Here is a 13,706-nt window from a genome sequence, read left to right on the forward strand (position 1 = left end):
CGCGCCCCCCTCTGTCCTGCCGGACATCTCCCCCTCAAGGGGGGAGATTGGCTGTCATTAAGGATTTCGCCAATCTCTGAACTTGGCGATTTGCGAAACCAAAGCGGCGGTCCGATCTCCCCCCTTGTGGGGGAGATGTCCGGCAGGACAGAGGGGGGCAACATAGGGCGCGGCAATGCCAAAAAAGCCATTCCTGCCTCGTTCCGCTGATAAGCCGGTTTAGAATTGACAGTACCGTCAAACCGTGTACCTTCAATTTGAAACGTTTGCAGAACTCCTGCAAACGTTTCAACTTCAGGAGTAGCGCACAATTCGTCCAAAGACGCTCAAGGAACTGGCCGGCCATCTTGACCTGTCGATCACGACGGTGTCGCGGGCGCTCGCCGGCCACGAGCAGATTGCGCTGGAGACGCGCAAACGCGTCGTGGCGGCTGCGAAAGAGCTTGGCTATGTTCCCAACACGGCGGCCCGGACGCTGGTTTCAGGACGCAGCGGTTTCGTCGCAATGGTGCTGCCGGTCCGCGGCCCCCATCTCGTCGATTCCTTCCTTGGCGAATTCGTCACCGGGCTGGGGGAGGGGCTGGTACAGCATGGCGCGGATCTTATCCTGGCAGCTGCGGCAGTCGGCCAATCGGAGCTTTCGGTGCTACGCCATGTGGTCGAATCCGGCCGCGCCGACGGTGTCGTCGTCACGCGCATCGCCGAGACCGACGAGCGGCTTGCCTACCTGCGCGAGCGCAAGTTCCCATTCGTAGCGCATGGCCGTCTGCTCGACGCCGACTTCCCTTACAATTGGCTGGACACGGACGGCGCCCACGCCTTCGGCGAAGCTTTCGACATGCTGTACGAGCTCGGTCACCGCCATTTCGGCCTGTTGACGATCTCCGAGCCGATGACCTTCCGGCATCTGCGCCAGGATGGACTTGCGGCAGCAATCGCAAGACGCGGTGACCCGTCGGTGCGGCTCACGGTCGCCACCGCCCCACGCTTCGATCGCGGCGCCCGCATCCAGGCAGTCAACCGCATGCTCGCCGCCCCCGAGCGGCCGACGGCGATCGTCGGGTTGTTCGACGAGCTGGCACTCACCGTCATGGAGGAGGCGTCACGCGTCGGCCTCTCGATCCCGCGCGATCTTTCGGTGATCGGTTTCGACAATATCGCCGCCTCGGCCTACGCGCCGCCGGGGCTCACCACCTTCGATGCCTCGATCCGCCAATGCGCGCGCGAGATCGCGGAAATGCTGCTTGCGGTCATCACCGACAGATCGAAGGAGCCGCTGTCGCGGCTCGTGCGGCCGACGCTTGTCACCAGGGCAAGCCACGGTCCCGTACCCGGAAAATAGATCAGCGCCCGAGATCGGCGCGCGACAGGGAGGAAGGAATGAAATCGCTGAAGATTCTCGCCGGCGCGATGCTCGCGGCTTCGCTGCTTGCAAGCGGAGCAAAGGCGCAGGTACTGTTCTGGTCGACCCAGGCCCGTCCGGTCGAAGAGGCGCAGAAGATGCGCGAGGACGTGCTCAAGGCTTTCGAGGGCGGCGCGGACTACCAGGTTGCCGAGGATGGGCCATGGCTCACCCGCGTCCAGGCCGAGCTGCAGGCCGGCTCAGGCTCGATCGGCATGCTTGGCGGCATTCATGGCGACTTCACCGCGGTTGCGGGCGGCTTGTCCGATCTGTCCGGCGTCGACCTTGGCGGCGTCACCGTCAACAAGGCCTATGTGGAGCTCGGCAAGCTCGGCACGAGCGAGCAGAAGTACCTGCCCTGGATGCAGGCGACCTATCTGATGGCAGCCAACAAGAAGGCGCTAGAATTCCTTCCGAAGGGGGCGGATCTCAACAAGCTCACCTACGACCAGCTCATCGAATGGGCAAAGAACATGGCGGACGCCACCGGCTCGCCGAAATTCGGCTTCCCGGCCGGGCCGAAGGGCCTGAAGCACCGTTTCTACCAGGGCTTCCTTTATCCGTCCTACACCGGTTCGATGGTGACGAAGTTCCGCTCGGCAGAGGCCGAGACGGCCTGGAACAAGATGAAGGAACTGTGGGCCTATACCAACCCCAACTCGACCAACTACGCTTTCATGCAGGAGCCGCTCTTGACCGAGGAGGTCTGGGTTGCCTTCGATCACATCGCGCGGCTTGCCGATGCCTTCAACCAGCGGCCTGACGACTTCGTAGCCTTCCCGGCACCGGCCGGCCCTGCCGGCCGCGGATTCATGCCGGTGGTGGCGGGCGTCGCAGTGCCGAAGACTGCGCCGGATGCGGAGAAGGCCAAGGCACTGGCGGCCTATATGCTCAAGCCGGAGACGCAGATCGCCACGTTGCGCGCCACCAACTTCTTCCCCGTCATCGACGTCAAGCTGCCGGACGACATGCCTGCCTCGGTCAAAGCCTTCCAGCCGGCAATTGCAGCCATGACAGGCGCCGACGATGCGCTTCCCGCCCTGTTGCCGATGGGGCTCGGAGAGCTCGGCGGCAAGTTCAGTCAGGTTTATACGGATACGTTTGAGCGCGTCGTGCTCGGCGGAGAAGACGTGCGCGCCACGCTCGACGAGCAGGCGGGCGTTCTGCGCGGCATCATCGAGCAGGCTAAAGCGCCATGCTGGGCGCCCGACAAGCCGTCCAGCGGGCCTTGCCCAGTGGAATAGGGATCCTCCGCCTGAGGCGCCCGGGTGCTTCGTGGAGTTACCGGGCGTCTCCCTTTGCTGAGGGCGCGGCATGCGACCAAAGGTATTGCCATATCTGCTGCTTCTGCCAGCGACGCTGTTTCTGTGCGTGTTCTTCCTCCACCCGTTCCTGCTGGTCGCCTGGGAGGCGTTCTCGCGCGACGGCGTCGCGACGCTCGACAATTTCCGCACCATGGCCGGGAACTGGAAATTCCCCCAGGCACTGCGCAACACATTGCTGCTGGCCGCCATCGTGGTGCCGCTGCAGCTCGCGCTGGCGCTCTCGATGGCTTCGATCGTCACGCGCATGGAGAAGGGCCGCAGCGCCGTGCTCTACATCTTCGCCATCCCGCTCGGCATATCCGATCTTGCTGCCGGGCTGATCTGGCTCGCCATCTTCGAACAGTCAGGCTTCCTCAACACGCTGCTCACGGGGCTCGGCCTCGTCGCTAAGCCGGTGATGTTCCTCGGTTACCAGAGCAAGGTGATGATCTTCGTGGCAGTGGTGCTCGCCGAAGTGTGGCGCGCCACCGCCATCATGATGGTGATCCTCGTCGCCGGCATGGGGCTGATCCCCAAGGAGTATGGCGAGGCGGCCGAGGTGTTCGGCGCCGGCCCCTGGAAGCGTTTCGTAAAGATCACCCTGCCGCTGCTCAGGCCCAGCCTGCAGACCGCGATCATCCTGCGCGTGATCCTCGCCTTCGAGGTTTTCGCCGTCGTCGCCGCGCTCGGCGGCTCGAACCTGCCGGTGCTGATGGGCGAGACCTACAACTGGCAGTTCACGCTGCAGGACCGCAACGTCGCTGCCGCTGTGGCCATGGTGATCCTGGCGATCTCGATCGGTTTCACCTTGTTCTTCCTCTACGCGCTACGCGTGCCGAAGGAGGCGCGGATATGAGCACCACGACAGTCTCGGAGCCGTCTGTCGCCGCTCCGGCGGCCGCCGACGCCCGCAAGGCCGGCAACTGGCTGTTCATCGCCGGCGTCATCCTGCTTTGCGTCTGGGTCCTGCTCCCGATCTATCTGCTGCTCGTCAACGCGCTGTCCGCGCCGGCCGAGGTTACCGCTTTCCCGAAACGCTTCTTCCCGTCCTTCGACACGGGAAGCCTCTCCTTTTTCATCAATTTCGCAGGAGTCGCGCGGGCGCTGTGGAACTCGGTGCTGGTCGCCGCCATCACCATGGTGCTGTCGATCGGCATCGGCGCGCCGGCCGGCTACGCCCTGTCGCGCTTCGACTTTCCAGGCAAGGAAGCGTTCCGATTCCTCGTGCTGATGACGCGCGCCTTCCCGCTGCCGCTGCTTGCGCTGCCGCTGGCGGTCATGTTCATCCGAACAGGGCTCGACGACACGGCATTCGGCCTAGCGCTCGTCCACACAACGCTGGCGCTGCCGTTTGCGGTGCTCATCACCTTCTCGCTTTTCTCGGGGATTCCCTTCGAGCTCGAGGAGGCCGCCTGGACGCTGGGGTGCACGCGGCTGCAGGCCTTCACGAAGGTCATCCTGCCGCTCGCATTGCCGGGCATCGCCGCTTCAGCGATCTTCGCGTTCGTCATCTCGTGGAACGAGGTCTTCGCGGCCGCGGTCCTCACCATCGAGAACCGCACGCTTACGGCCTTCCTTCTGCAGAGCCTCGGCGAGTCGCCGCTCTATCTCAAATTCGCCGGCGGCGCGGCGCTGGTGATCCCCGCGCTCATCTTCATCTTCGCGGTGCGGAAATATCTCTTCGCCATGTGGGGCATAGCCAACCGTTAAAGCATGATCCCGAAAAGTTGCAGACTTTTCGGACAAGATCATGCTGGGAAAGCAAAAAAGGTAGAGCTGGCCGGAGGAAACGGAATGGCAGAAATCCAGATCAGGAAAGTGGCCAAGCGGTTCGGCTCCTTCACGGCGCTGCATTCGATCGACCTCACCATTGCCGACCAGGAGTTCATGGTGCTGCTCGGCGCTTCGGGCTGCGGCAAGACCACGCTGCTCCGCATCGTGGCCGGCCTCGAAACGCCCGGCGAGGGCGAGGTCTGGATCGGCGATCGCCGCGTCGATCGGCTACCGCCGCGCGAGCGCGGCATCGCCATGGTTTTCCAGAACTACGCCGTGTTCCCGCATCTCACGGTGTTCGAGAACATCGCCTTCGGCCTGCGCATGAAGAAGCTGCCGCAGCAGGAAATCGAGCGCCGCGTCAACCGCACGGCCGAGCTCATGCATATCGAGCAGCTCCTGAAGCGCTACTCCGGTCAGCTTTCCGGCGGCCAGCGCCAGCGCGTGGCGGTGGCCCGGGCACTTGCCATGGAGCCCGATGTCATCCTGATGGACGAGCCGCTGTCGAACCTCGATGCGCTGCTGCGCCTTGAAATGCGCGCCGAGCTGAAGGGTGTGCTGGCCGCCTCGAAAACCACCACCATCTACGTCACCCACGACCAGGTCGAGGCGATGAGCCTCGCCGACCGCATCGCGGTCATGCACCAGGGCAGGATCGTGCAGGCTGCCGCGCCGGTCGAGGTCTACCGCAATCCCGCCGCGCGCTTCGTTGGCTCCTTCATCGGCAATCCGCCGATGAACTTCATCCCGGCGACGAAGGCGACAAACGGCAGCTGGTCGGTGGCCGGCCTGACGTTAGATGGACCGAGAAGCGACAAGCCGAGGATCGACTTTGCCATCCGGCCCGAGGATGTCGAGGCCGGCAGCGACGGGCTTGAGGCCACCGTGCGGATCGTCGAGCCGCTCGGTCCCCATACGCTCGTCACCTGTGACGTAGCCGGCGGCCTGTTCCGCGCCGTGCTGGAATCGAGTTGCGCCGTCAAGGTCGGCGACCGGCTCAGGCTCGCCCCGAAGCCGGATCGCATACGTTGGTTCGATCCGGAGACGACGGCGGCGCTGTCTTGAGTGGATAGTCCTCGATGTTGACGCCCTACGTTGCCCCCCTCTGTCCTGCCGGACATCTCCCACACAAGGGGGGAGATTGGACGGCCGCTTTGGTTTCGCCAGTCGCCAGGCTTGGAGTTTGGCGAAACGATGGATGACAGCCGATCTCCCCCCTTGTGGGGGAGATGTCCGGCAGGACAGAGGGGGGCGCGAAGGGGCGCTACCTTTCTAGCTTCACAACAGAAGATCAGACCCATGAATTCCTTGCAGAAACACGACTTCATCGACCGCGCCGTCGAGGTGCTGAAGGAGAATGACCAGGGCGGGTACACGATCCCGACCAAGGGCCTCTACCCCTATCAATGGAACTGGGATTCCTGCCTCACCGCGCTCGGCCAGGCGCATTACGACGAAGCACGCGCATGGACGGAAATCGAGACGCTGTTTGCCAATCAATGGCCGGACGGCATGGTTCCGCACATCGTCTTCCATGTCCGGAACGACGGCTATTTTCCGGGGCCCGACGTCTGGCGCACGGGCAGGCCGGTCGCCACTTCCGGGATCACGCAGCCCGCAGTCGCAGGCTTCGCGGTCAGGCGCCTCTTCGAGCGGGCAAACGACAAGGTGGCGGCCGCCCGACGCGCGCGCGCGCTGCTGCCGAAGATCGACGCCTGGCACCGCTGGTTCTATGCGAACCGCGATCCGAAAGGCGAGGGGCTGGTCGCCATCGTTCATCCCTGGGAGTCGGGGCGCGACAATTCCATCGACTGGGACGAGGCTTTCCAACGCGTGCCGACCCATGGCGTCGAGCCCTATGTGCGGCGCGACACCCAGCACGCCGATCCGGCGCATCGACCGACCAAGGAACAGTACGACCGCTACATCTGGCTGGTGCAGCATTTCCGCGGGCTCGGTTGGGACAATTCGAAGCTACACGACGCTTCGCCTTTCCAGATCGTCGATCCCGGCTTCAACGCCATCCTGATCCGCAGCTCGTCCGATCTTGCCGACCTCGCGCTCGACTTTGGCGAGCACGCGCTCGCCGCTTCGAGCCGGGCGCGCGCCGAGAAGGGCATCGCAGCGCTGGAGCGGTTGTGGAGCGAACCGGACCAGCAATATCTCTGCCTCGACCGCGTCACCGGGAAACTGGTCGACAGCTGTTCGATCGGCGGGCTGATGCCGGTCTTTGCCGCGATCCCCGGCGCGCGCGCCTATTCGATCGCTCGGACCATCGAGAAGTGGGCTGAAAAGGCGAGCTATGTCGTACCCTCGCACGATCCCGATGACCCGCGCTTCGATGCAAAACGCTACTGGCGCGGGCCGGTCTGGCTGGTGGTCAATTACATGATCGCGGACGGCCTTGTTGGCGCAGGCGAAACTGCGGTCGCCGATCGGATAACCCAATCCAGCTTGAAGCTGATCGAGCAGAGCGGGTTCGCCGAATACTACGATCCTCTCACCGGCGAGCCGCTCGGCGGCGGACGCTTCACCTGGACGGCGGCGATGGTGCTGGAGTTTTTGCAGGCGGCTTGATGGAGCTTTGCAGGGCTTCTTCTTGGCAACGCCTCACCCTACGAACCGCATAGTTGAGTTCGCAGCACCCTACGGCGCCCCCCTCTGTCCTGCCGGACATCTCCCCCACAAGGGGGGAGATTGGACGGCCGCTTTGGCTTCGCCAACCTGCAGCGTTGGCGATTGGCGAAATCCTCGATGACAGCCAATCTCCCCCCTCGTGGGGGAGATGTCCGGCAGGACAGAGGGGGGCGCTGTCCCGCCGAGTTATCCACGGTAGCTGGGCCGCGGATTTTCACCGCTTGACGAAGCCCCATGATCGCGCAAAATTGCTCAGATGTCAGACCAATTTTGACCATGACTTCAATGCGCAGGCGCGATGATGAGGGCCCCGGAATTGCTGCTACGCGCGTGGCGATCGCGCCGCTGCCGGCGATCGATCGCGGCAAGCAGGTCATGGATGCGCTGGCCGAATATGTCGAACGCGCCGCGCTCAAGGTCGGTGACCGCCTGCCGACGGAACGCGAGCTGATGGCGGCGCTGTCGGTCGGGCGCTCGACCATTCGCGAGGCGATCAGGCGTTTCGAGGCGCTCGGCGTCACGGAGACCCGCAAGGGCAGCGGCACCTATCTTCTGAAGTCGATCTCTGCCGGCACGATCCACATGCCGCTGTCGCTCGATACGGCAAAGCTGCGCGACGCGTTGCTTCAGACGCTCGAAGTGCGCCGTGGCATCGAGGCCGAGGCGAGCATGGTTGCGGCGCTGCGGCGGACGACGAAGGACCTGCGGAACATCGAGGAAAAGCTCGTTGAGATGGAACGCGTCCATCTCGCTACCGGAACCTCGGGGCCAGAGGACCTTGCCTTCCATCTGGCGGTCTACGATGCCACGCACAATCCGCTCTTCAGGCAGTTGCTCGAACAGATGCGCGAAGCCTTCGAGCGCTTCTGGGAGCATCCCTTCGACCGGCAGGATTTCGCCCGGCGGTCGTTCCCGTATCACCGCGAACTGTTCGACGCCATTGTTGCGAAAGACACGGAACGAGCGCGCGAGAAGACGCTGGAAATTCTCGCAATTGTCGAGGAGGACATCGAGGAAATGTCGAAATGAACGATATTCGCGACTTCTTCGATGAAGCCTCGCTCATTGCCGCGCATGACGAAGGCAACGCCTTCGACGCGGTTGTGCCGCCGATCGTGCAGACCTCGCTCTTCACCTTCGGGAGCTACGACGAGATGCTCGCGACCTACCGCGGCGATAAAGTTCGCCCGACCTACACGCGCGGGCTGAACCCGACCGTGCGCATGTTCGAGGAGATGCTGGCGAAGCTGGAAGGTGCGGAGGATGCGATCGGCTTCGCCAGCGGCATGTCGGCGATCTCTTCGGCGGTGCTCTCCTTTGTCGAGCCGGGCGACAGGATCGTCGCGGTCAAGCACGTCTACCCCGACGCCTTCCGCCTGTTCGGCACCGTGCTCAAGCGCATGCGGATCGAGGTGATTTATGTCGATGGGCGCGACGAGGAAGCGGTCGCGAAAGCACTACCCGGCGCCAAGCTGTTCTATATGGAAAGCCCGACGAGCTGGGTGATGGAGGCGCACGATGTCGGCGCGCTTGCGGCCCTTGCCAAGGCCCGCGGAATTCCGACGATCATCGACAACAGCTGGGCAAGCCCGATCTTTCAACGGCCGATTTCGCTCGGCGTCGACCTCGTCCTCCATTCGGCCTCCAAATATCTCGGCGGTCACAGCGACGTCGTTGCCGGTGTGGTCGCCGGCTCGAAAGAGATGATCGGCCGCATCCGCGGCGAGGCCTATCCCTATCTCGGCGGCAAGCTCTCGCCCTTCGATGCGTGGCTGTTGATCCGGGGCTTAAGGACACTGCCGGTCCGCATGCGCGCGCATCAGGCGTCCGCGCTCGAGGTCGCAAGGCGTCTCCAGGATCATCCGGCCGTCGAGAAGGTTTGCCACCCCGGCCTCGCCAACCGGCTTCCGGCAGGGCTCACCGGCACCTCCGGCCTTTTCTCATTCATCTTCCGCGACGGGATCGATGTCCGCGGCTTCGCCGATCGCCTGAAGCTCTTCAAGCTGGGCGTGTCCTGGGGCGGTCATGAGAGCCTCATCGTGCCCGGCGAAGTCGTGCTGCAGCAGAAGGCTCAGCCCAATTCCGCGATGGCGTTCGGCATCCATCCGCGGTCCGTGCGTCTCCATGTCGGCCTCGAGGGAACCGAGGCGCTGTGGGGTGACCTCGAGGCGGCGATCGCTGCTGCCTCCGCCAATGAAGATAACTGAAGCAACCAGAGAAGAAGGGAACGGAAATGAGAAAGCTTCTTATCGCGGCAATGGCGACTGTCCTTATGTCGGGGACAGCGCTCGCCGACACGACGCTGAAGCTGGTGGAGGTGATCACCAGCCCGGAGCGTACCGAGACGCTGAAGTCGATCGTCTCGAAATTTGAGGCCGCAAACCCCGGCACGAAGGTCGAGATCATCTCGCTGCCCTGGGGCGAGGCGTTCCAGAAATTCGCGACCATGGTGTCGGCCGGCGACCTGCCCGACGTGATGGAGATGCCGGATACCTGGCTGTCGCTCTACGCCAATAACGGTCTTCTCGAAAACCTCGAGCCTTATCTCGCCAAATGGGAGTACACCAAAGGCCTCACCGACCGTGCGCTGGAGCTCGGTCGCGACGTGAACAACACGGCGTATATGCTGCCTTACGGCTTCTATCTGCGCGCCTTGTTCTACAACAAGAAGCTCTTCCAGGAGGCCGGCGTCACCGAGCCGCCGAAGACGATGGACGATTTCTGGGCAGCCTCGGAGAAGGTTTCCAAGCTGCCGGGCAAATATGGCTATTGCCTGCGCGGCGGCCCGGGCGGCCTGAACGGCTGGGTGATGTTCGGCGCGAGCATGGCCGGGTCGAATGCCTTCTTCAATGACGACGGTACCTCGACGATGAACAGCCCGGGCTGGACCAAGGGTCTGACCTGGGTGATCGACCTCTACAAGAAAGGCCTGGCGCCCAAGGACAGCGTGAACTGGAGCTTCAACGAGGTCGTGGCCGGCTTCTACACCGGCACCTGCGCCATGCTCGATCAGGATCCGGATGCGCTGATTGCAATTGCGGAGCGCATGAAGCCGGAAGACTATGGCATCACCACCATGCCGAAAGGGCCGGACGGCAAGACCTTCCCGACCATCGGCTATGCGGGCTGGTCGATGTTCAATGCCAGCCAGAACAAGGACCTCGCCTGGAAGCTGATCGCAACGCTGGAAGGCCCTGAAGGCAATGTCGAGTGGAACAAGCGCACCGGAGCGCTGCCGGTCCACAAGTCAGCGGAGAAGGATCCCTTCTACTCGAGCGAGCAGTTCAAGGGCTGGTTCGCCGAGCTCGAAGACAAGAACGCGATCCCGACCGTGATGCCGACCTATCTGGAGGAGTTCGCCTTCTTCAAGGATTCGCTGGTCATCAAGACGAGCCAGCAGGCTCTGCTCGGCGACATCACGCCCGACGAGATGGCGAACCAGTGGGCCGACTATCTGACCAAGGCGCAGCAGAAATATCTGGCCAAGAAGAAGTAATGCGGCGGCGCTGCCTGCCTGATCATGGCAGGTAGTCCCGACGGGCGAAGGAGCCCGGAGCACCTTCGCCCGTCTCCGCAAACTGGAGCAGAAACGTCCGACTGATGGCCCCGACCGATGGCCCCCACTGATGGCACTTGAAGCAACCGCCAGCCTTTCAGCGCCGCCGCGCCGCTCGCTGCTCGACCGGATTTCCAACGGTGCCGCGCCGTATCTCTATTCGGCTCCGGCGCTGATCCTGATCGTCACGATCATGCTCGTGCCGCTGGTGCTCGGGCTCTCCTACGCTTTCCGCGACGTGCAACTGCTCAACCCGTTCTCGGGCGCCTTCATCGGGCTCGATCATTTCCGGGCGCTCTATCGCGACGAGAATTTCTATCGGGCACTGCGCAACACGCTGTGGTGGACCGGCGCGTCGGTGCTGCTGCAGTTCGTTTTCGGGCTGATCCTGGCACTGCTGCTCGACAAGCCTTTCACCGGCCGCGCCCTAGTGCAGGCGCTGGTCTTCCTGCCCTGGGCAGTGCCGACCTTTCTCACAGGGCTCAACTGGGCCTGGATGTTCAACCCGGTCATCGGCCCGCTGCCGCATTGGCTATATGCGCTGGGCATCATGAGCGAGCCGGCCAACATCCTGTCGAACCCGCAGCTCGCCATGTGGGGGCCGATCGTCGCCAATGTCTGGTGGGGCATCCCGTTCTTCGCGATCACCATGCTGGCGGCGCTGCAGGCGATCCCGCGCGACCTCTACGAAGCCGCCGCGATCGACGGGGCAGGGGCGGTGAGAAGGTTCACTTCGATCACCCTGCCGTTCCTTGCCCCCACCATCGCGATCACGGTGCTGTTGCGCACAGTCTGGATCTCGAACTTCGCCGACCTGATCATCGTGATGACTAATGGCGGGCCGGCCGATCGCACGCAGATCGTCGCGAGCTACATCTTCACGCAGGCCTTCAAGGCGCTCGACTTCGGCTATGCCTCGGCGATCGCGCTGGTGCTCCTGGTGCTGCTGCTCGCTTATTCCATGCTGATCATCGTGCTCAGGCAAATGCTCATGGATCGGGGCTGACCGGGATGAACGCGCCTTCGATCCTTGGAACCGTGCTGCACCGCCTGGCGATCCTCTGCTACGTGGTCTTCGCGCTCTTCCCGCTGTTCTGGTTGTTGAAGGTGTCGGTCACGCCCAACGACCTGCTCTATTCCGAGGGGATCAGGCTGTGGCCGTCTCGCACGAGCTTCGAGCATTTCAGCTTTGTACTCACGCACAGCGCCTTTCCGGTCTTCTTCAGGAACAGCATGATCGTGTCCGGCGCGACTGCCGCGATCGTCACCATGCTTGCATCCCTGTCCGGCTATGCGCTGTCGCGCTTCAATTTCCGCGGCAAATACTGGCTGGTGGCGCTCATGCTGCTCACCCAGATGTTCCCGCTGGTGATGTTGGTCGCGCCGATCTTCAAGATGTTGTCGCCAATCGGGCTCACCAACAGCCTGACCGGGCTGGTGATCGTCTACACCGCCTTCAACATCCCCTTCGCGACCTTCCTCATGCAATCCTTCTTCGACGGTATTCCGAAGGAACTGGAGGAGGCGGCCAAGATTGACGGCGCCACCCAGTTCATGGCGTTCCGACAGATCATCCTGCCGCTGACTTTGCCCGGCATTGCCGCGACGCTCGGCTTCGTCTTCACGGCGGCCTGGAGCGAGCTGCTCTTTGCGTTGATGCTGATCTCGAGCAACGACTCCGCCACCTTCCCTGTCGGCCTTCTCTCCTTCGTATCGAAGTTCTCAGTGGATTTCGGACAGATGATGGCGGCCGGCGTGCTGGCCCTGATCCCGGCGTGCCTCTTCTTCCTGTTCATCCAGCGCTACCTCATTCAGGGCCTTACGGCCGGCGCGGTAAAGGGCTGATAATTGTGGGCTGACATATGGCTTCGATCGACATCAGAAACGTCCGCAAGAATTTCGGCATCGTCTCGGTGCTCCACGGCGTCGATCTTTCGATCGAGAACGGCGAGTTCGTCGTGCTGGTCGGCCCGTCGGGTTGCGGCAAGAGCACGCTTCTGCGGATGATCGCCGGACTGGAGGAGGTGACCGAAGGCGAGATCCAGATCGGCGGCGCCCGCGTCAACGAGCGTGCGCCGAAGGACCGCGACATCGCCATGGTCTTCCAGTCCTATGCGCTCTACCCGCATATGAACGTCGCGCAGAATATGAGCTACAGCCTGCGGCTGAGAAAGGCGGCACGCGAGAAGATCGAGGCGGCGGTCAGCGGCGCGGCCGAGAAGCTGGGCTTGCAGCCGCTGCTGGAGCGGCGGCCGAAGGCGCTGTCAGGCGGCCAGCGCCAGCGCGTGGCGATGGGGCGCGCCATCGTACGGCAGCCGAAAGCGTTCCTGTTCGACGAGCCGCTTTCCAACCTCGACGCCCGGCTGCGCGAGCAGATGCGCTCCGAGATCAAGAAGCTGCACAAGGACCTCGGCGCGACCTCGATCTATGTGACCCACGACCAGATCGAGGCGATGACGCTGGCCGACAGGATTGTTGCCATGCATGCGGGCGTGGTGCAGCAGGTCGGGAGCCCGCTGGAGCTCTACGACCGCCCCGCCAATCTGTTCGTCGCCGGCTTCATAGGGTCTCCTGCCATGAATTTCCTGTCAGCACGCTATGAGGCGAACGGCGACAGGGCGACCGCGAGGCTGTCGGATGGATCCCTCATCGAGCTTCCTTCTCACTACCAGATCGAAAACGGTGCCACTGTGACGCTCGGCATCCGGCCGGAGCATGTGGTGATGTCGCCGGGCTCGCAGGACGGAATGGAAGCGGCGGTCGACCTTATCGAGCCGACTGGCTTCGGCATCATCCTGCATCTCAGCCTGCATGGCGTGCCGTTCAACGTGTTTACGCTCGACCGGGAAGCGCTGACGGCAGGCCCGAAAGTGAAGGTCTCTTTCCCGCCGCGACACGTGCATGTCTTCGGCGAGAATGGAAACCGAGCAGCTGAGGCCGGCTCGCGGAACTAAGTCTTCTGAACCCGACCAGCCTTTTCGGCGCCTTCCAGGGGCGCTGATCAAATCACAGCGTCAAAGGCTGAGACCCGCCG

12 protein-coding genes are annotated in these 13,706 nt (G+C 63.3%); all 12 read left to right on the top strand.

The window, feature by feature from the left end; genetic code table 11:
• Positions 1 to 334 precede the first annotated feature (334 nt).
• Positions 335 to 1,342, top strand: a complete 1,008-nt coding sequence (locus SAZ10_RS12055) for a substrate-binding domain-containing protein (RefSeq protein ID WP_318609649.1) — start codon at positions 335 to 337, stop codon at positions 1,340 to 1,342.
• A gap of 38 nt (positions 1,343 to 1,380) precedes the next feature.
• A complete protein-coding gene (locus tag SAZ10_RS12060; protein WP_318609453.1) occupies positions 1,381 to 2,646 on the top strand; it encodes an ABC transporter substrate-binding protein in 1,266 nt (421 codons plus the stop codon).
• 70 nt (positions 2,647 to 2,716) lie between these two features.
• Positions 2,717 to 3,562 carry a sugar ABC transporter permease gene (locus SAZ10_RS12065; protein ID WP_318609454.1) on the top strand — a complete coding sequence of 282 codons (846 nt, stop codon included), beginning with the start codon at positions 2,717 to 2,719 and terminating at the stop codon, positions 3,560 to 3,562.
• The gene (locus SAZ10_RS12070) at positions 3,559 to 4,416 is read left to right on the top strand and encodes a carbohydrate ABC transporter permease (protein ID WP_318609455.1); all 858 of its coding nucleotides are present in this window, start codon (positions 3,559 to 3,561) and stop codon (positions 4,414 to 4,416) included. Before SAZ10_RS12065 ends, SAZ10_RS12070 begins: the two co-directional genes overlap by 4 nt.
• Before the next feature lie 84 nt (positions 4,417 to 4,500).
• Positions 4,501 to 5,544, top strand: a complete 1,044-nt coding sequence (locus SAZ10_RS12075; protein WP_318609456.1) for an ABC transporter ATP-binding protein — start codon at positions 4,501 to 4,503, stop codon at positions 5,542 to 5,544.
• Between the two features lie 234 nt (positions 5,545 to 5,778).
• Positions 5,779 to 7,056 carry an MGH1-like glycoside hydrolase domain-containing protein gene (locus SAZ10_RS12080; protein WP_318609457.1) on the top strand — a complete coding sequence of 426 codons (1,278 nt, stop codon included), beginning with the start codon at positions 5,779 to 5,781 and terminating at the stop codon, positions 7,054 to 7,056.
• 345 nt (positions 7,057 to 7,401) lie between these two features.
• Positions 7,402 to 8,145 carry a FadR/GntR family transcriptional regulator gene (locus tag SAZ10_RS12085; protein WP_318609458.1) on the top strand — a complete coding sequence of 248 codons (744 nt, stop codon included), beginning with the start codon at positions 7,402 to 7,404 and terminating at the stop codon, positions 8,143 to 8,145.
• On the top strand, positions 8,142 to 9,323 hold the full coding sequence (locus SAZ10_RS12090) for a PLP-dependent transferase (RefSeq protein WP_318609459.1): 1,182 nt from the start codon (positions 8,142 to 8,144) through the stop codon (positions 9,321 to 9,323). The genes SAZ10_RS12085 and SAZ10_RS12090 overlap by 4 nt, the downstream gene beginning before the upstream one ends.
• 26 nt (positions 9,324 to 9,349) lie before the next feature.
• Positions 9,350 to 10,612: a sugar ABC transporter substrate-binding protein gene (locus tag SAZ10_RS12095; RefSeq protein WP_318609460.1), complete on the top strand. Its 1,263-nt coding sequence runs from the start codon at positions 9,350 to 9,352 to the stop codon at positions 10,610 to 10,612.
• A 130-nt stretch (positions 10,613 to 10,742) separates the two neighbouring features.
• Complete coding sequence (locus tag SAZ10_RS12100; protein ID WP_318609461.1) at positions 10,743 to 11,678, top strand: sugar ABC transporter permease; 936 nt, start codon at positions 10,743 to 10,745, stop codon at positions 11,676 to 11,678.
• Between the two features lie 5 nt (positions 11,679 to 11,683).
• Positions 11,684 to 12,517, top strand: coding sequence for a carbohydrate ABC transporter permease (locus tag SAZ10_RS12105; protein ID WP_318609462.1), 834 nt, complete (start codon positions 11,684 to 11,686; stop codon positions 12,515 to 12,517).
• A gap of 17 nt (positions 12,518 to 12,534) precedes the next feature.
• Positions 12,535 to 13,626 (top strand): sn-glycerol-3-phosphate ABC transporter ATP-binding protein UgpC, encoded by a 1,092-nt coding sequence (locus tag SAZ10_RS12110; RefSeq protein ID WP_318609463.1) that lies wholly within the window; start codon positions 12,535 to 12,537, stop codon positions 13,624 to 13,626.
• Positions 13,627 to 13,706: the final 80 nt, after the last annotated feature.

Origin of the sequence: Mesorhizobium sp. BAC0120, from assembly GCF_033542235.1 — a bacterium.
Taxonomy (GTDB): Bacteria; Pseudomonadota; Alphaproteobacteria; order Rhizobiales; family Rhizobiaceae; genus JAWRCU01.